21 protein-coding genes and 1 tRNA gene are annotated in these 17,768 nt (G+C 57.7%); 6 read left to right on the forward strand and 16 right to left on the reverse strand.

Translation table 11 applies throughout. The features are described 5' to 3' along the window. Positions 1-12: 12 nt before the first annotated feature. From CIB54_RS00200 to CIB54_RS00275, 15 genes are all read right to left on the reverse strand, one after another. Positions 13-405 carry a type III secretion protein gene (locus CIB54_RS00200; RefSeq protein ID WP_065950594.1) on the reverse strand — a complete coding sequence of 131 codons (393 nt, stop codon included), beginning with the start codon at positions 403-405 and terminating at the stop codon, positions 13-15. Position 406: 1 nt separating this feature from the next. Further along, positions 407-622 carry a hypothetical protein gene (locus CIB54_RS00205; protein WP_101218170.1) on the reverse strand — a complete coding sequence of 72 codons (216 nt, stop codon included), beginning with the start codon at positions 620-622 and terminating at the stop codon, positions 407-409. 108 nt (positions 623-730) lie between these two features. Beyond that, on the reverse strand, positions 731-1,306 hold the full coding sequence (gene sctL, locus CIB54_RS00210; RefSeq protein WP_101218171.1) for a type III secretion system stator protein SctL: 576 nt from the start codon (positions 1,304-1,306) through the stop codon (positions 731-733). 570 nt (positions 1,307-1,876) lie between these two features. Beyond that, the gene (gene sctJ / locus CIB54_RS00220) at positions 1,877-2,698 is read right to left on the reverse strand and encodes a type III secretion system inner membrane ring lipoprotein SctJ (RefSeq protein WP_065950597.1); all 822 of its coding nucleotides are present in this window, start codon (positions 2,696-2,698) and stop codon (positions 1,877-1,879) included. Next, positions 2,683-3,048 carry a type III secretion apparatus protein RspB gene (locus CIB54_RS27545; RefSeq protein ID WP_232790508.1) on the reverse strand — a complete coding sequence of 122 codons (366 nt, stop codon included), beginning with the start codon at positions 3,046-3,048 and terminating at the stop codon, positions 2,683-2,685. The genes sctJ and CIB54_RS27545 overlap by 16 nt, the downstream gene beginning before the upstream one ends. Before the next feature lie 102 nt (positions 3,049-3,150). Beyond that, positions 3,151-3,333 (reverse strand): hypothetical protein, encoded by a 183-nt coding sequence (locus CIB54_RS00230; RefSeq protein ID WP_065950598.1) that lies wholly within the window; start codon positions 3,331-3,333, stop codon positions 3,151-3,153. A gap of 185 nt (positions 3,334-3,518) precedes the next feature. Continuing rightward, on the reverse strand, positions 3,519-4,436 hold the full coding sequence (locus CIB54_RS00235; RefSeq protein ID WP_101218172.1) for a sigma 54-interacting transcriptional regulator: 918 nt from the start codon (positions 4,434-4,436) through the stop codon (positions 3,519-3,521). 301 nt (positions 4,437-4,737) lie between these two features. Continuing rightward, complete coding sequence (gene ychF / locus CIB54_RS00240) at positions 4,738-5,838, reverse strand: redox-regulated ATPase YchF (RefSeq protein ID WP_057725888.1); 1,101 nt, start codon at positions 5,836-5,838, stop codon at positions 4,738-4,740. Between the two features lie 21 nt (positions 5,839-5,859). Beyond that, entirely contained in the window at positions 5,860-6,444 is a 585-nt protein-coding gene (pth, locus tag CIB54_RS00245) for an aminoacyl-tRNA hydrolase (RefSeq protein ID WP_065950600.1), read from the reverse strand. Between the two features lie 167 nt (positions 6,445-6,611). Further along, complete coding sequence (locus tag CIB54_RS00250) at positions 6,612-7,214, reverse strand: 50S ribosomal protein L25/general stress protein Ctc (RefSeq protein WP_065888041.1); 603 nt, start codon at positions 7,212-7,214, stop codon at positions 6,612-6,614. Positions 7,215-7,350: 136 nt separating this feature from the next. Further along, the gene (locus CIB54_RS00255) at positions 7,351-8,292 is read right to left on the reverse strand and encodes a ribose-phosphate pyrophosphokinase (protein WP_003208392.1); all 942 of its coding nucleotides are present in this window, start codon (positions 8,290-8,292) and stop codon (positions 7,351-7,353) included. 46 nt (positions 8,293-8,338) lie between these two features. Next, positions 8,339-8,413: transfer RNA gene (locus CIB54_RS00260), tRNA-Gln, on the reverse strand. A 20-nt stretch (positions 8,414-8,433) separates the two neighbouring features. Continuing rightward, positions 8,434-9,255: a 4-(cytidine 5'-diphospho)-2-C-methyl-D-erythritol kinase gene (gene ispE / locus CIB54_RS00265; protein WP_232790515.1), complete on the reverse strand. Its 822-nt coding sequence runs from the start codon at positions 9,253-9,255 to the stop codon at positions 8,434-8,436. A 49-nt stretch (positions 9,256-9,304) separates the two neighbouring features. After that, entirely contained in the window at positions 9,305-9,922 is a 618-nt protein-coding gene (gene lolB, locus CIB54_RS00270; protein WP_101218174.1) for a lipoprotein insertase outer membrane protein LolB, read from the reverse strand. Positions 9,923-9,926: 4 nt separating this feature from the next. Beyond that, a complete protein-coding gene (locus tag CIB54_RS00275; RefSeq protein ID WP_101218175.1) occupies positions 9,927-11,651 on the reverse strand; it encodes a tetratricopeptide repeat protein in 1,725 nt (574 codons plus the stop codon). Between the two features lie 310 nt (positions 11,652-11,961). Here CIB54_RS00275 and hemA point away from each other — a divergent pair, with 310 nt between their 5' ends. From hemA to CIB54_RS00305, 6 genes are all read left to right on the forward strand, one after another. Beyond that, the gene (hemA, locus tag CIB54_RS00280; RefSeq protein ID WP_065950604.1) at positions 11,962-13,251 is read left to right on the forward strand and encodes a glutamyl-tRNA reductase; all 1,290 of its coding nucleotides are present in this window, start codon (positions 11,962-11,964) and stop codon (positions 13,249-13,251) included. Beyond that, on the forward strand, positions 13,248-14,330 hold the full coding sequence (prfA, locus tag CIB54_RS00285) for a peptide chain release factor 1 (RefSeq protein WP_065950605.1): 1,083 nt from the start codon (positions 13,248-13,250) through the stop codon (positions 14,328-14,330). Before hemA ends, prfA begins: the two co-directional genes overlap by 4 nt. Continuing rightward, positions 14,331-15,161, forward strand: coding sequence for a peptide chain release factor N(5)-glutamine methyltransferase (gene prmC / locus CIB54_RS00290; RefSeq protein WP_101218176.1), 831 nt, complete (start codon positions 14,331-14,333; stop codon positions 15,159-15,161). It abuts the gene before it with no gap. Then, positions 15,155-15,910, forward strand: coding sequence for a molybdopterin-synthase adenylyltransferase MoeB (locus CIB54_RS00295; protein WP_101218177.1), 756 nt, complete (start codon positions 15,155-15,157; stop codon positions 15,908-15,910). The genes prmC and CIB54_RS00295 overlap by 7 nt, the downstream gene beginning before the upstream one ends. Continuing rightward, positions 15,903-16,697, forward strand: coding sequence for a glutamate racemase (murI, locus tag CIB54_RS00300; protein ID WP_101218178.1), 795 nt, complete (start codon positions 15,903-15,905; stop codon positions 16,695-16,697). Before CIB54_RS00295 ends, murI begins: the two co-directional genes overlap by 8 nt. A gap of 99 nt (positions 16,698-16,796) precedes the next feature. Next, positions 16,797-17,315 carry an acyloxyacyl hydrolase gene (locus tag CIB54_RS00305; protein ID WP_065888032.1) on the forward strand — a complete coding sequence of 173 codons (519 nt, stop codon included), beginning with the start codon at positions 16,797-16,799 and terminating at the stop codon, positions 17,313-17,315. A 147-nt stretch (positions 17,316-17,462) separates the two neighbouring features. On the opposite strand, the gene CIB54_RS00310 is transcribed toward CIB54_RS00305, so the two are convergent. After that, complete coding sequence (locus tag CIB54_RS00310; protein ID WP_065950609.1) at positions 17,463-17,768, reverse strand: YkgJ family cysteine cluster protein; 306 nt, start codon at positions 17,766-17,768, stop codon at positions 17,463-17,465.

Consider the following 17,768-nt stretch of genomic DNA (forward strand, 5'->3'; position numbering starts at 1 on the left):
GGACTTTCCTGATTAGTGCCGCAACGAACGGAGCGAGGTCGGTTTGAGCTGATGGGCTTGCTTATTCAGGCGTGCGTAGACGGCGCGCCAGGTATCACGTTGATTGAGCAGCGATTCGACGCTACCGAGCACGCGATCCGCTTGAGGTGCACCCTGCAGACTCTGGGTAATCCAGAGATCGCCACTGCTGGATGCTCGCGCCAGTGCGCCCTGAAAGTGGGTCAGACTCGCAGCGCCGAGCCGCACCCAGCATTGCAGTTCGGTGTTGTGAGGTGAAGTTGAAGTAAGTTTGGCGCATACCAACACTCCACTACCTTGAAGGCTGACGACAATTTCATCTTGGCCTTCAATCAGGGTGATTTGTTCTTCGCCGCTCTTCAGCCAATGAATAATGAGGTCTTTCAAATCACTGAAAGCTCTCGATCGTTGTTTTGATCATTTCGTGTACAACCCGTCCTTGCTCCAGATAGGCAAAGTTGGAAAAGTCTTGTTTTATTATTAGGGCATAGAACGCATCAATATCTTCAGCTGTTGCAGGGTCTTGACCTGCCTGCTCGACTTTGTGGTTAGCGGTGCTGCTGTTTCTCGCAAGTCGAAGCGATAAGTCGCTGAAAGATCGCATGATGATTCCTCATTGTTTTTTGTATTGTGGTTTGTCGTAGCCAGTCAGTTCCATACACAAGAAACTATTTGATACGTGGTAAACCAATGAGGCGGCGCGCTTTTAGTTTTATCGGCTCTGCTTGAGAAACAGGTCGAGCATCGAGTGCCAGTTGATAAGGAAATCTCCCTCATCTGTCCTTAATGTCAGGGTCTGAGGGGGCACAGTGGCGTCTGGTTGTAGCCTCCAGAGTGTCGCCCCGTGAGAAACGAGGTTCCGCTTTACGCACTCGAATTCGTTTGGGCAGCAGAGCAGCGTCGCGTTGACCTGCGGTATTTGACTGGCCAGCAGCTGCTTTATAAGAGCGCTTAGGCGCTGTGGCTCGACAGTTTCGTCACAAATGCACCTGATGGCTTGGTTAATGACCAAGGTCGCGCGGTGTTCAAGACTTGCGAGTATTTCCTCACGCTCTTGTTCCCAGCATTTGAGTTGCTTATCGGCGCGTTGCCAGATTTCCACTGAAGCTTTTTCCTGCATGGCCTCACATTGTTCACTCGCTTTTCTTATAAGCTCGTCAGCCTTCGCTTGTGCTTGCACCAAGTGCTGATTGGCAATTTCGACATCTGCGAGCGCTTCTCGGGGAACCAAGGGGGTTGGAACGCAGGCAGCGTTCTGGTGTAACTCGATTTTGCGCAGTTGGAGCATTATCGGTCGCCTGGTGCGTGCGTATCAGGACGTGTGTCATGGTCAGACGTTGATGTGACTCGCCAAACCACGGCTTGCCAGAGTGTGATCAATCGGCTGCACGCGTTTTCGAATACGGGAGATCTTTTTTCCACTGCGAGCACTCGCTCAAAAGGAAAGCGTAATCTAAGCCGCTGCCAGACGGTGGGCGCTACCCAATTGCACAGTAATTGCAAAGGGTCATCTTCGGGCAGAAGCATGTCAGGTGAGAGGGCTTTGGAGAGGCTCCTGCACCATTGGTCATGGCTTTCGCTCAAGGAAGGTGCGGATTGGGGAATGACGGTCAGGTGAACCAATTGGAGCGCCAAGTTGAGTTGTTCCGTTGAGGCAATTGCCAGTCGAAGCACGGCAAACTGAGGTTGGGGAGGCAAGCAGGGGGCGGCACCTGCAAGTTCGTTCTTCATCAAGGCCTCACAGCAATGAATCAAAGCAATCTCAGGGTAAAAAAACCGCCAGCTTTCGTGGGCGGTTCTCCAAGGAAATGCCCACCATTGAGCCCAAGCCAGATGTTCACTCCTTGATAGAGAATGGTTAATGACCACGCGCAGAACCTTCAGTTACGTCAGGCGCAGGTATTACCTGCTTCGACCGCTGCCGCCGGTTTAACAGGAACAATGTTCCGGCCACCGTCAAAATCAAACCACCCAGCAAAATGATGAGGCTGGTCGACCAAAAACTGCGGTCATCTGCCGGGATCAGGAACGGTCCGAAGTAGACCAGTCGCCTTTGTCCCTGGTAAGCCGTAGCGGGCACGAATATGACGGTAAGTTTTTGCGGGTTGTCCACTGCTGTCGTCATTCCCGGAATACTGCTTGCGACCATTTTGCGAACACGGGCTCGGATATTATCGGGATCAAGGCGAGGATCGTGTTTGATGAACACGGAGGCGGATGCAGGCTGCACCGGTTCTCCAGGCGCAATGCGCTCGGGAAGCACCACATGCACCCGGGCAACGATCACACCATCGATGTTCGAGAGGGTGGCTTCAAGTTCCTGGGATAAGGCGTAGATGTAGCGGGCGCGCTCTTCCAGCGGTGTAGAAATTACGCCCTCCTTCCGAAACGTATCGCCTAGTGTGGCGCGAGCGAGTCTGGGCAGGCCTACGGCCTCCAAAGTGCGAACAGCTCGGCCTAGGTCGCTTGTATCGACACTTACCGTTACCCCATCCTTGGCAGGAATTTTTTGAGCTCGAATATGTTTGTCTGCCAGTTCTGCAATAACTTCATTGGCCTCTTGTTCGGAGAGTTGTCGATGCAATTCGACACGGTCACCGCAACCACTCAACATAAAAAGAAAGGTGAGCGCCACCAGGGTTAACCGCGGGAAGCGTCTGTTTGCTACTGCAGGTTGCATATTTTGTCGACGCACTGGGTTGCTTTGCCGAGGGTTTTTACTAGCAAATGTGACATGAGCAATGCGTTAGAAAGATCATCCGGGTACTTACGTAACGCGTCCCTGTCGGTATTTTTGCTAAGTCTACTGAGGTCTCGTGTTATTTTGTTTTTTGTTGTTTCGAGCGCCGCTGCTGCATTTGTCAGCACATTCATCGTCTCGAGTGGTGCTGCTACAGGCCCTGTCGAAATAGAACGTTCAAGTTGGGAAGTAAAAAAGTCCGCATCAGTACTTGATGGTGAACGATCAGACGCTTGAACGGCGCGTATAAGGCCGGTAGGCGCGATTGAGCTATTGTTTTCCACAAGCATGGGTAACCTCGATAAGTGAGTGATGGGGTTTTACGCTGGCTTGAAGTACCCGCTCAATACGAGAAGCGCCTCCTCGGCTGGTGAGCCGAGGAGGTACTTGCATTAACGCCTTTTACCAGCAGCCTCTTTAACGTTGGTATCTTGCTGGGCGTCGTTGCTCAACCTCAATCCGTCAGCCTGTATCTTCTTCGTCCGCTCGCTCTCTGCGTTAAGGGCGGGGTTTCCGGCGGTGTCGCCGGCACCGTAGTAGGATGAATAGGGGGAATTGCCGTTAATTGGATTCATAGATCTTCTCCACTTCGCTAGTTGAAAAATATCGCGTTGCACAGTCCCCATGTTTTTTGCATCGATTTACAACATGATGTCTGGCACTAACTGTGTGGCAGCCGGTAGTTAAGTGGTTCCCATCATTTACAAAAAACCTAACGTTCCCAGAAGGTGTCTGATGCGCGAGCGTTTTCAACATCCGTTCAGCCAATCCTAAGTTGTTTCATTCGGTAGTAAAGTGTGCGTTTGGCAACCCTTAACTCAACCGCTGCCAGATCCACATTGCCATTGTGCCGACGCAGTGATTCTTCAATCAGTGATTTCTCGATACGTTGTAAGCGTTCTTTGAGGCCTGCTTCAGATGCCTCATGGTCCTTTCCCTTTACCGACAGCGGAGGAAGCCCCAATACAAAGCGTTTAGCGGTGGAGCTCAGTTCGCGAACGTTGCCGGGCCAGGTATGGCATAACAACTGTTGAAACAAGGAGTTTGGAGGTTGGGGGGAGGGGCATTTAAAAGATTCTGCTTGTTGTCGGATCATGGTCAAAAAAAGCGGGATTATTCGATCTCGGCACTCTCGCAACGACGGGAGCTGGATGTTGACGACACTCAAACGAAAATACAGGTCGCGCCGGAAAGTCCCTCGCTCGACCATTTCATACAACGATCGCTGGGCCGATGCGATGACTCGCATGTCTACCGGGATGAATCGAGTTGAGCCCAGGCGCTCTACGCCACGTGACTCCAGTGTCCGAAGTAGCTTGGCTTGTAAAGACAGCGGCATGCTGTCGATTTCATCCAGATACAGGGTGCCCAAGTGTGCAGCTTCGATAAAGCCCGCCCTGGACTGCACGGCGCCGGTGTACGCACCGCTATTGACGCCGAACAATTGGCTTTCCGCGAGCGTCTCTGGAATGGCCGCACAGTTCACAGGAATGAAGCTACCCCGTCGGCCTGATAAACGATGAATTCGCCGTGCCAGGGTATCCTTGCCGGTGCCGGTTTCTCCCAGCAACAGAATGTCAATGTTGAGCGGGGCAATACTGCTCAACATATTTTCAATATCAGGGCCTTCAAGCAGTGAACTATCTGCGTCATTATCCATATGGTCGGGGGCCGACATTGAGTGATTACTCCATAATCGCTACTGCTTCACTATTGATGTGTAGGCTCAGCCTAGTAAATCGAAATTTATAAGCGTTGTCACTTGTCATTGATGAAGTCAGATGCCGGTGTTGCGTAGGATAAGTTTGTGTTTAACTTGGATTTGATGTGCTGTAACAAGAAAAGAATAAAGTGTGTAGGGTTATTCTGAAAAAATCGGTAATTTAGTAAAAATGTTTTTGACCGGGTGATCTGTCGCCCACAAAAAAGCCGATGCAATACATCGGCTTTTTAGTTGCGGCGCGTACGGCAGTTGATACTTACACGTTGAACCTGAAGTGCATCACATCACCATCCTTGACGATATACTCCTTACCTTCCAAACGCCACTTACCCGCTTCCTTGGCCCCCGCTTCACCCTTGTACTGAATGAAGTCGTTGTAAGCGATCACCTCAGCACGGATAAAGCCTTTCTCGAAATCGGTGTGGATCACGCCAGCAGCCTGTGGCGCGGTAGCGCCGACCTTCACGGTCCAGGCGCGCACTTCTTCTACACCGGCAGTGAAGTAGGTCTGCAGGTGCAGCATTTCGTAACCGGCGCGGATCACGCGGTTCAGGCCAGGCTCTTCCAGGCCCAGGGCCTCGAGGAACATGTCTTTTTCTTCGCCATCGTCCAGCTCGGCGATTTCCGCTTCGATCTTGTTGCACACCGGTACAACGATCGCGCCTTCTTCGTCGGCGATGGCCTTGACCACGTCGAGCAGCGGATTGTTTTCGAAGCCGTCTTCAGCAACGTTGGCGATGTACATCACCGGTTTGGTGGTCAGCAGGTGGAAGCCCTTGATCACCGCTTTTTCGTCGGTGCTCATGTTCTTCATCAAGCTGCGCGCAGGCTTGCCTTCGGTGAAGTGAGCGATCAACTGCTCCAGCAGGCCTTTCTGGACCACTGCATCCTTGTCGCCGCCCTTGGCGTTACGCGCGACTTTCTGCAGTTGCTTCTCGCAGCTGTCGAGGTCGGCGAAGATCAGTTCCAGGTCGATGATCTCGATGTCGCGCTTGGGGTCGACGCTGTTGGAGACGTGAATCACGTTCTCGTCTTCAAAGCAGCGGACCACGTGGGCGATGGCATCGGTCTCACGGATGTTGGCGAGGAACTTGTTGCCCAGGCCTTCACCTTTCGAGGCACCGGCGACCAGGCCGGCGATGTCGACGAATTCCATGGTAGTCGGCAGGATGCGCTTGGGGTTCACGATGGCCGCCAACGCCGCCAGGCGCGGGTCAGGCATGGCCACGATGCCGCTGTTAGGCTCGATGGTGCAGAAGGGGAAGTTCTCCGCTGCAATACCGGACTTGGTCAGGGCGTTGAACAGGGTGGATTTGCCGACGTTGGGCAGGCCGACGATGCCGCAATTGAATCCCATGGTGTTTCCCCTCGGTAAAAGTCAGGCCTTCTGGCTGTGCAGGTTTTTCATCGCACGGTTCCATTCACCGGCGAAGATATCCGGCAGCACGCCGAGGGCAAAATCGATGCTGGCATCGAGTTTTTCCTGTTCGGCGCGTGGCGCACGACCCAGGACGAAATTTGAAACCATACTGGCAACGCCTGGGTGGCCAATGCCGAGCCGCAGACGGTAGAAATTATTCTGATTACCCAACTGCGCGATGATGTCGCGCAGACCATTGTGCCCGCCATGCCCGCCGCCCAACTTGAGTTTGGCAACGCCGGGTGGCAGGTCCAGTTCGTCATGGGCCACCAGGATCTCTTCGGGTTTGATCCGGAAAAATCCCGCAAGCGCCGCGACAGCCTGGCCGCTGCGGTTCATGTAGGTGGTGGGAATCAGCAGACGAACATCCTGACCCTGGTGCGAGAAGCGCCCGGTCAGGCCAAAATATTTGCGATCGGCCACAAGATTGAGGCCTTGGGCGTGGGCGATACGCTCAACAAAAAGGGCCCCCGCGTTATGCCGGGTCTGTTCGTATTCGGCGCCTGGATTTCCCAGGCCAACGATCAGTTTTATGGCAGTCACGACAGGGGCCCTTCCTTTGGAGTTGTGGATAACATCGCCAGACTTGAGTGCGGCGAAAGTGGACAACATTACATCATTTACTCAAGAGTAAACGCCGCGTTATCGCCCGCTTTCTCGCTACGTTTCGGTCCGCGATGTTTCCTCAAGCTCCTTCGTTACAGAGCGTATTACTCTGCAGCGGGTTCTTCAGCTTCATCTTCAGCTACAACACGTGGCGCGTGGACGTTGGCAACAGCCTTGTCGTCGTTGTGAGCCAGTGCAACGAACTCAACGCCTTTAGGCGCCTTGAGGTCGGAGAGGTGAATGATGGTGCCGATTTCAGCGTTCGACAGGTCGACTTCGATGAACTCAGGCAGGTCTTTCGGCAGGCAGCTGACTTCGATCTCGGTGGTGGTGTGGGAAACCACGCCGCCTTTCTTGACCGGAGCTTCTTCACCCACAAAGTGCACAGGCACGATAGCGGTCAGTTTCTGGCCAGCTACAACGCGAACGAAGTCAGCGTGCATGATGAACTGCTTGGAAGGGTGACGCTGCATCGCTTTAACGATCACGTTCTGCTTGGCGCCATCGACGTTCAGTTCGATAACGTGGCTGTAGGCCGCTTCGTTTTCGAACAGCTTGGCGATTTCCTTGGCCAGAATGGTCACGGATTCAGCAGGCTTGTTGCCACCGTAGACAACGGCTGGGATGTTGGCGGCGTGACGCAGGCGGCGGCTCGCACCTTTCCCCAGGTCAGTACGCGCTTGGGCGTTCAGAGTAAAATCGTTCATGTTGTTTCTCCAAAATAGCCATCATCGAGGGGCGTTTGCGACCAGCGCCGAACTCGATATGGGCAAAAAAGCCCCGCCCCAGCGGAATGCTGGGGCGGGGCGCTTTTCGTCAGTGGGTGGTCCGCAGGTCTGACCCTTAGCGGAACATCGCGCTGATCGATTCTTCGTTGCTGATGCGGCGAACCGCTTCGGCAACTACCGGTGCGATATCCAGTTGACGGATACGCGAACAGGCTTGAGCTGCAGCGGACAACGGGATGGTGTTAGTCACCACCAGTTCGTCCAGCATGGAGTTCTCGATGTTTTCGATCGCTCGGCCCGACAGCACAGGGTGTGTGCAGTAGGCGAAGACTTTTGCGGCACCGTGCTCTTTCAAGGCTTTCGCCGCATGGCACAGGGTGCCGGCGGTGTCGACCATGTCATCAACCAGAATACAGGTACGCCCTTCGACATCACCGATGATATGCATCACTTCAGAGTGATTGGCTTTCTCGCGGCGTTTGTCGATGATACCGAGGTCCACGCCCAGGGATTTGGCAACCGCTCGTGCACGCACGACGCCACCAATGTCCGGGGACACGATCATCAGGTTTTCAAAGCGCTGGTCTTCGATGTCATCCACCAGAACGGGGGAGCCGTAGATGTTATCTACTGGAATATCGAAGAATCCCTGGATCTGGTCAGCGTGCAGGTCAACCGTGAGCACACGGTCGATACCTACCACGGTCAGCATGTCAGCAACGACTTTCGCGCTGATGGCCACACGTGCGGAGCGCGGACGGCGATCCTGACGGGCATAACCAAAGTAAGGGATTACAGCTGTGATTCGAGTCGCTGAGGAGCGGCGGAAGGCATCAGCCATCACGACGAGTTCCATCAGGTTATCGTTGGTCGGAGCGCAGGTCGGCTGGATAATGAAGACGTCTTTACCGCGGACATTTTCATTGATCTCGGCTGTAATTTCGCCGTCGGAGAATTTACCGACAGAGATGTCACCGAGAGGGATATGCAGCTGACGTACGACACGTCGAGCCAGATCGGGGTTGGCATTCCCCGTAAAGACCATCATCTTGGACACGCGCAGTACCTAGAGGCTGAGGGTAACCTGGATGAGTATTAGAAAATGGCAGGGGCGGCTGGATTCGAACCAACGCATGGCAGGATCAAAACCTGCTGCCTTACCGCTTGGCGACGCCCCTGTATCTGTTGCAACGAGTGCCTAACACTCGATTCCTTTGTAGAGCAGACTTTGCAGCTTGCGATGCAACATCGAAACGTTGCTTCCCTTTGCTACAAACCCTGTAAGGGTCTCTGTAAGAAGGGCCGAGACTTTATCAGCTTCAGCTTTGCTTGGGAAGCCCCCAAACACACAACTTCCAGTTCCGGTTAATTTTGCTTCGGTAAATTTACCTAACAAATTCAAAGCGTTACGTACCTCTGGATAACGCCTTGCTACAACCGGTAAGCAGTCATTTCGACTGTTTCCCTTGGGAACGGGGCGCACTTTAATGGGAGAAGAGTTACGTGTCAACAGCGGATCTGAAAAAATTTCTGCTGTACTTACAGATACTTGCGGCACAAGCACGAGATACCACGGCTCCTCGGGGTCTACAGGGGTCAGTTTTTCCCCCACACCCTCAGCAAATGCGGCATGCCCACGCACGAAAACCGGGACGTCAGCACCTAGCGTGAGGCCCAGCGCAGCCAGGCGATCCTGGTCCCAGCCCAATTGCCACAAGTGGTTGAGCCCGAGCAATGTGGTCGCGGCGTTTGAGCTGCCCCCACCGATACCGCCGCCCATGGGCAGGACTTTATCGATCCAGATATCGATGCCGAGTGGGCAGCCGGATTGCTGCTGAAGATTTTTCGCCGCTTTCACGATCAGGTTGCTGTCGTGGGGCACGCCTGCGAATTCGGTGTGCAGCTTGATCACGCCATCGTCGCGCACGGCGAAGGTCAGTTCATCGCCGTAGTCGAGAAATTGAAACAGCGTCTGCAACTCGTGGTAGCCGTCTTCACGACGGCCCAGGATGTGCAGCATCAGATTGAGTTTGGCGGGAGAGGGCAGTGTGAGTTTTGCGACTGTCACGTTATTGCCCCAGCTTGCGCGGTTGCCAGTCCTTGATCACCAGCGTGACGTCAAGGTCGGTGCCGTGCAGCTTGATGCGCTCGGGCAGCCAGTAACCGTTCTGTTGCACGTAGCTCAGGTACTCGACCTGCCAGCCATCCTGCTCCAGGGCGGCCAGGCGACTGTCGCCATTGAGGCTCAAGCGGCTTTTGCTGTCCGGCGCCGGCAGGCCGCGCACCCACCACACCAGGTGCGAGACCGGCAGTTTCCAGCCGATCTGCTGCTCCAGCAGTTCTTCCGGGGAGCTCGCTTCGTAGCGGCCCTGGTTGGCCACCTCAAGGCTCACTTGTCCCGGTCGGCCGGTCAGGCGGGCCGCACCGCGACCCAGCGGGCCAGACAGGCGAATATCGTAGTAGTCCTGGCGCTGCAGCCAGAACAAGGTGCCGCTGCCGGAGTCCTTCGGCGCGCGCACCCCGACCTTGCCTTCGATCTGCCAGCCGTCGATGCTGCTGAGCTGGTCTTTGTGCTGTTGCCATTGTGCCGGGTTGCCCTGGCCTTCAACGGATTCGCGGGAACCAACACCCGCGCAACCGGCGAGCAGGGCGATGAAACTGAAAACGATAACGTGGCGCAAAAACATAAGCTTATAGGGTCTCGGATCCGGTCAGGCGCTTGATGGTGCTGCGCAGGATAGGGCTTTCGGGTTGTTCCTTGAGGAATTTTTCCCAGATCTGTCGCGCTTCGCGTTGCTTGCCATTGGCCCACAACACTTCGCCCAGGTGAGCGGCGACTTCATGGTCGGGGAAGCGCTCCAGGGCCTGGCGCAGCAAGCGCTCGGCCTCGTCGAGGTTGCCCAGGCGATAATTGACCCAGCCCAGGCTGTCGAGCACGGCCGGGTCTTCCGGGTTGAGCTTGTGCGCCTGTTCGATCAGCGTCTTGGCTTCGGCGTAGCGCGTGGTGCGGTCGGACAAGGTATAACCCAAGGCGTTGAGGGCCATGGCGTTGTCCGGGTCGCGCTTGATGATCAGGCGCAGGTCTTTTTCCATCTGCGCCAGGTCATTGCGTTTTTCCGCCTGCATGGCGCGGGTGTAGAGCAGGTTCAGGTCGTCGGGGTATTGCAGCAACGCCTGTTGCAGCAATTTCCAGGCGCGTTCGCCCTGGTTGTTGGCCGACAAGGTTTCGGCCTGGATCAGGTACAACTGGATCGCGTAGTCCGGTTCGGCATCGCGGGCGGCGGCCAGGCGTTTCTCCGCTTCGTCCGTGCGGCCGTTGCTCATCAGGATATCGGCCTGGCGCAACTGGGCCGGCAGGTAGTCATTGCCCGGGCCGACCTGGGCGTACTCAAGCAGAGCCGCCTGCGGGTCGTTGCGCTCTTCAGCGATGCGGCCCAGGTTCAGGTGCGCCGAGTCCACATGGCTTTCGCGTGCGACCAGCTCTTCCAGGTAGCCCTTGGCCTCGTCCCAGGCCTTGGCTTCCAGGCACACCAGCGCGAGGGAGTAGCGCAGTTCGTCGTCGTCCGGGTATTGCTGGACCAGGTTGGCAAACTGCACTTTGGCGTCTTCCATGCGGTCCTGCTCAACCAGCATCCGCGCGTAAGTCAGGCGCAGGCGCTTGTCGTCTGGATACTTCTTGATACTTTTTTCCAGCAGCGGAATCGCTTCCTTGCCGCGGTTGAGGTTCTGCAACAGGCGTGCGCGCAGCAGGATCGGTGCGATCTCACCCTCTTCCGGCGGGTTCTGCTCCAGCAGCTTGAGGGCAGCGTCGGCTTCATCATCCTGTTGCAGCAGCAGGGCTTTGCCGAAAATCAGCTGGCTGTTCTTCGGATGCTTTTGCAGCAGGCGGTCGAAACTCTTCATCAGGCCATTGCGCGTGTCCTGGTCGGTATCGGCAGCCGACAGTGCCAGGAAGTCGAAATGCGTGTCGCCCTTGCCCTGCAAGACTTTTTCCATATAGACCATGGAGTCGTCATAGCGCCCGGCGCGTGCCAGCTGCACGGCGGCCGCACGTTGAGCCTCCAGGTCGTCCGGGGCGTTTTTCGCCCAGATCAACGAGGCGTCCAGCGCGGCCTGGTCTGCACCCAGGTACTCCGCGATGCGGAACGCGCGCTCCGAGATACCGGGGTCCTGGGTATTGATGGCCTGGGTGACGTAGTTGTCCAGGGCAATATCGAAGCGATTACGCTGGCCGGCCAGTTCTGCGGTCAGCAGGCTGTAGACCGTTTCTTCGCTGAACGAGGAATAAACCTTGGGCTTTTCAGGGACGGGGGTGCTGTCTTCCACCGGCGGTGCAGCGTCCGGCGACACGGGTGCCATAGCCTGGCAGCCGCTGAGGAAGACAAAAGCAAGGAGCAACGCGGAAGATCTATTCATATAGGAAGAGGACGACTAACCTGCGGTCGGATCATCATGACACAAGCCTTCGGCCAAACATAACCGGGGCACTCGGAATACGACTATTGCTGCCTTTTGCCTTTGTAGGAGCGAGCTTGCTCGCGAAAAACCTGAGAGCGCCGCTGAGCGCCAGGCTTCCCGCGTTATCGTTGACGTTTTTCGCGAGCAAGCTCGCTCCTACAGAGTGCATTGATAGGCACAAGGTATAGGGACAATAGACGACGGTGGTTGTTCTGGATCTTTCGAAGTAGGACAATTGTCGGCTTCCCGACATCATCAGCGATAATGAATGGCCTTCCTCGCACTCGGTATTAACCACAAGACTGCCTCAGTAGACGTGCGCGAGCGCGTGGCGTTTACGCCGGAGCAGTTGGTTGAGGCCTTGCAGCAGCTCTGCCGGCTCACCGACAGTCGCGAAGCTGCGATCCTTTCGACCTGCAATCGCAGCGAGCTTTATATAGAGCAGGAGCATCTCTCGGCGGATGTCGTCCTGCGCTGGCTGGCCGATTATCACCATTTGGACCTCGACGACCTGCGCGCCAGCGCTTATGTGCATGAAGAGGATGCGGCCGTTCGTCACATGATGCGCGTGGCGGCCGGTCTCGACTCGCTGGTGTTGGGCGAGCCGCAGATTCTTGGCCAGATGAAGTCAGCCTATGCCGTAGCCCGCGAGGCCGGCACTGTCGGCCCGCTGCTGGGGCGTCTGTTCCAGGCCACGTTCAACTCCGCCAAGCAAGTGCGCACCGATACGGCCATCGGCGAGAACCCGGTGTCCGTGGCGTTTGCCGCCGTCAGCCTGGCCAAGCAGATTTTCAGCGACCTGCAGCGCAGCCAGGCGCTGCTGATCGGTGCTGGCGAAACCATTACCCTGGTCGCTCGTCACCTGCATGAGCTGGGCGTGAAGCGTATTGTGGTGGCCAACCGCACGCTTGAGCGCGCGAGCATCCTTGCCGAGCAGTTTGGCGCGCATGCCGTGCTGCTGTCGGACATCCCGGCTGAGCTGGTGCGCAGCGACATCGTCATCAGCTCCACCGCCAGCCAATTGCCGATCCTGGGCAAAGGCGCGGTCGAAAGCGCGTTGAAGCTGCGCAAGCACAAGCCGATTTTTATGGTGGATATCGCCGTTCCCCGGGATATCGAGCCTGAAGTCGGCGAGTTGGACGACGTTTACCTCTATAGCGTCGACGATTTGCACGAAGTGGTCGCCGAAAACCTCAAGAGTCGCCAGGGTGCTGCCCAGGCCGCCGAGGAAATGGTCAGCATCGGCGCTGAGGATTTCATGGTGCGCCTGCGCGAGCTGGCGGCGGTGGATGTGCTCAAGGCGTATCGTCAGCAGGGCGAGCGCCTGCGCGATGAGGAGCTGATCAAGGCCCAGCGCCTGTTGGCCAATGGCAGCAGCGCCGAAGACGTGTTGATGCAGCTGGCCCGTGGCCTGACCAACAAGCTGCTCCACGCCCCCAGCGTACAATTGAAAAAGCTTACTGCCGAAGGCCGCCTCGATGCGCTGGCCATGGCCCAGGAACTCTTTGCCCTCGGTGAGGGCGCGTCAGATAGCTCTTCGGATAAAAAACTGCAATGAAAGCGTCACTGCTCAATAAACTGGATGTGCTCCAGGACCGTTTCGAAGAACTGACCGCCTTGCTCGGCGATGGCGAAGTCATCTCCGATCAAACCAAATTCCGCGCCTATTCCAAGGAATACGCCGACGTTGAACCGGTCGTGACCACCTACAAAAACCTGCTGAAAGTGCAGGCCGACCTTGAGGGCGCCCAGGCGCTGCTCAAGGACAACGACCCGGACATGCGCGAAATGGCCGTGGAAGAAGTGCGCGAGGCCAAGGAAAAACTCGCTGAACTGGAAGGCGACCTGCAACGGATGTTGCTGCCCAAAGACCCTAACGATGGGCGCAACGTGTTCCTCGAAATCCGTGCCGGCACCGGCGGCGACGAAGCGGCGATCTTCTCCGGCGACCTGTTTCGCATGTACTCGCGTTATGCCGAGCGGCGCGGCTGGCGTGTGGAAATCCTGTCCGAGAACGAAGGTGAGCACGGCGGCTATAAAGAAGTCATCGCGCGGGTCGAAGGCGACAACGTCTACGGCAAGCTCAAGTTCGAGTCCGGCGCGCACCGTGTGCAGCGCGTCCCGGCGACGGAGTCCCAAGGCCGTATCCATACGTCGGCCTGTACCGTAGCAGTGTTGCCCGAGCCGGACGAGCAGGAAGCGATCGAGATCAACCCGGCGGACTTGCGCGTCGACACCTACCGCTCATCGGGCGCGGGCGGCCAGCACGTCAACAAGACCGACTCGGCGATCCGTATCACCCACTTGCCGTCGGGCATCGTGGTGGAATGCCAGGAAGAGCGTTCCCAGCACAAGAACCGCGCGCGGGCGATGTCCTGGCTGTCGGCCAAGTTGAATGACCAGCAGACCAGCGCCGCCGCCAATGCAATTGCCAGCGAGCGCAAGTTGCTGGTGGGTTCGGGCGACCGCTCCGAACGCATCCGCACCTACAATTTTGCCCAGGGCCGGGTCACCGACCATCGGGTCAACCTCACCCTGTATTCCCTGGATGAAATCCTTGCCGGTGGCGTTGACGCGGTGATCGAGCCGCTGCTCGCCGAATACCAGGCCGATCAATTGGCGGCGATAGGTGAGTAAATGACCATTATTGCCAGCCTGTTGCGCGCCGCCGACCTGCCCGACTCGCCCACCGCGCGCCTGGATGCCGAATTGCTGCTGGCCGCTGCCCTGGGCAAGTCCCGCAGCTATTTGCACACCTGGCCGGAAAAGATCGTCAGCAGCGAGCACGCCCTGACCTTTGCCGACTACCTGCAGCGCCGTCGTGGTGGTGAACCGGTGGCCTATATCCTCGGCCAGCAAGGCTTCTGGAAGCTGGACCTGGAAGTCGCCCCCCACACGCTGATCCCGCGTCCGGATACGGAGCTGCTGGTGGAAGCCGCCCTTGAACTGTTGCCGGCCATTCCCGCCAAGGTCCTGGACCTGGGCACCGGCAGCGGTGCCATTGCCCTGGCCCTGGCCAGTGAGCGTCCGATGTGGCAGGTCACGGCCGTCGACCGCGTACTGGAGGCTGTGGCCCTGGCCGAGCGCAACCGCCAGCGGCTGCATCTCAATAATGCGGTGGTGCTCAACAGCCATTGGTTCGGCGCGCTGCAAGGCCGTACCTATGACCTGATCATCAGCAACCCGCCGTATATCGCCGCCAACGACCCGCACCTGGCCGCGGGCGATGTGCGTTTCGAGCCGGCCAGCGCACTGGTGGCCGGCCATGACGGGCTGGACGACCTGCGCCTGATCATCCGACAGGCTCCGGCCTACTTGAATGCCGGTGGCCGCCTGTTGCTGGAACATGGCTACGACCAGGCCTCGGCCGTGCGTGACCTGCTGCTCAGTGAAGGCTTTGAACAGGTGCACAGCCGTATCGACCTCGGCGGCCACGAACGCATCACCCTGGGACGCCGCTCGTGCTGAGTGACCACGAGCTGTTGCGCTACAGCCGACAGATTCTGTTGCAGCAGGTCGACATCGACGGCCAGTTGCGCCTGAAAAACAGCCGCGCGTTGATCGTCGGCCTGGGAGGGCTGGGGGCGCCGGTCGCGCTGTACCTGGCCGCCGCTGGGGTCGGCGAGTTGCATCTGGCGGATTTCGACAGCGTCGATCTGACCAACCTGCAACGCCAGATTATCCATGACACCGACAGCGTCGGGCAGACCAAGGTTGATTCGGCCATGCGTCGGCTGGGCGCCATCAATCCCGAAGTCACACTGCTCGCCCACCGCACCGCGCTGGATGTCGACTCGTTGGCGGCGGCGGTTGCGGCGGTGGACGTGGTACTCGATTGCAGCGACAACTTTTCCACCCGCGAAGCGGTCAATGCCGCGTGTGTTGTCGCCGGCAAACCGTTGGTCAGTGGCGCGGCGATTCGCCTTGAAGGGCAGTTGTCGGTCTTCGACCCACGGCGCCCCGAAAGCCCGTGCTACCACTGCTTGTACGGGCACGGCAGTGACACCGAACTGAGCTGCAGCGAAGCCGGCGTCATCGGCCCGCTGGTGGGGCTGGTCGGCAGCCTGCAAGCGTTGGAAGCCTTGAAACTGCTGGCCGGGTTTGGTGAGCCGCTGGTGGGGCGCTTGTTGCTGATCGATGCGTTGACTACGCGGTTGCGTGAGCTGCGCGTCAAGCGTGACCCGGGTTGCAGCGTGTGCGGGACGCACCATGCTTAAGGACGCGCCCGTCGGTGTGTTCGATTCCGGGGTCGGCGGCCTGTCGGTACTGGACGAAATCCAACGGTTACTGCCCCATGAGTCACTGTTGTACGTGGCCGATTGCGGGCACATCCCCTATGGCGAGAAAACCCCGGCCTTCATCCGCGAGCGCTCGCGCCTGGTCGCCGAGTTTTTTCGCGGGCAGGGCGCCAAGGCGTTCGTGATTGCGTGCAACACTGCGACGGTTGCCGCCGTTGCCGATTTGCGCCAGGACTACCCCGGTTGGCCCTTGGTCGGCATGGAGCCTGCGGTAAAACCGGCGGCCGCCGCGACGCGCAGTGGCGTGGTCGGCGTGCTGGCCACCACCGGCACCCTGCAAAGCGCCAAGTTCGCCGCCTTGCTCGACCGCTTCGCCACTGACGTGCGGGTGATTACCCAGCCATGTCCGGGCCTGGTGGAGCTGATTGAAACCGGCGACCTGAACAGCCCGGCCCTGCGCCAGTTATTGCAGGGCTATATCGAACCGCTGCTCAGCGCCGGCTGCGACACCATCATCCTCGGCTGCACCCACTATCCCTTCCTCAAGCCACTGCTGGCGCAGATGCTGCCCGCGAGCATCATCCTGATCGACACCGGTGCCGCCGTCGCGCGCCAGCTCAAGCGTCTACTGGGCGAGCGAGACTTGCTGGCCGGCGGCGCACCCCTGACTGCGCAGTTCTGGACCAGCGGCGATGTGTGTCACCTCAGAAATATCCTACCAACACTTTGGAAATATCCCGGAGTTGTGCGAAGCTTCGCCTCGTGAAAATTTCGTGAAATCTCGCTGAACTTCTGGCTCTATGCTGGCTTCTATTGCGAGATGGCCTGTAAATAATCAATAACTTCGTTCGCAAAGGTAGTTTCTATGAAGCGCTTGTTCTGTATGGCTGCTATTGCGGCTGTGATGGTGGGACACTCTATTACCACCCAGGCCGCCGGCCTGGAGTTCGGGCTGGGCAGCACCAGCGATTCAACGCTGACCTACCGTCTGGGCCTGACCTCCGATTGGGACAAAAGCTGGATGCAGAGCAATGTCGGTCGCCTGACGGGCTACTGGAGCGGCGCTTATACGTATTGGGAAGGTGATGACCGTGCAGGCGCCAGCAGCCTGTCGTTCTCGCCCGTGTTTGTGTATGAGTTTGCCGGGGAATCGGTCAAGCCATACATCGAGGCCGGGATCGGGGTGGCGTTGTTCTCCCGCACCAAGCTGGAAGATAACAACATCGGCCAGTCCTTTCAGTTCGAAGACCGCCTGGGTTTCGGCCTGCGGTTTGCCGGCGGGCATGAAGTGGGTATTCGTGCCACGCATTATTCCAACGCCGGGATCAGCAGCAATAACGATGGGGTAGAGAGCTACGCGCTGCACTACACCATGCCGCTGTAAAAGAACACTGAAAAACCAATGTGGGAGGGGCGGTGCGACGATTCGACTTGCCCCCGATGGCGGCCGGTCAGTCAAATTATAGGTGACTGACCCACCGCTATCGGGGGCAAGCCCCCTCCCACATTTGGATCTGTACTCATTTGAATATCAACGGTAGACCGTGGCAATCCCTGCACGCTCTTCAAGGCACTCCGGTGCCCCCATCTCGAATTCCCGGCATATCAACGGCCTGAGCTCATAGATCGTGCACATCATCGTGTCCCGGTCCAACGCCGCACACCAGCCATCATCCAGGCGCAGCATCACTTCGCCGCCCCAGTCATCGGTGTCGATATAGCGCTGCGGCACGCCGGTGTCGGTGATCAGCATGACTTCCAGCTGGCAGCAGCAGGCCGCGCACGTCGAGCAGGTGACGGCGGGTTCGGTGATCTGGATGTGAGGGATGTGGGTCAT

The organism is Pseudomonas fluorescens (assembly GCF_002837185.1).
Lineage (GTDB): Bacteria > Pseudomonadota > Gammaproteobacteria > Pseudomonadales > Pseudomonadaceae > Aquipseudomonas > Aquipseudomonas fluorescens_AM.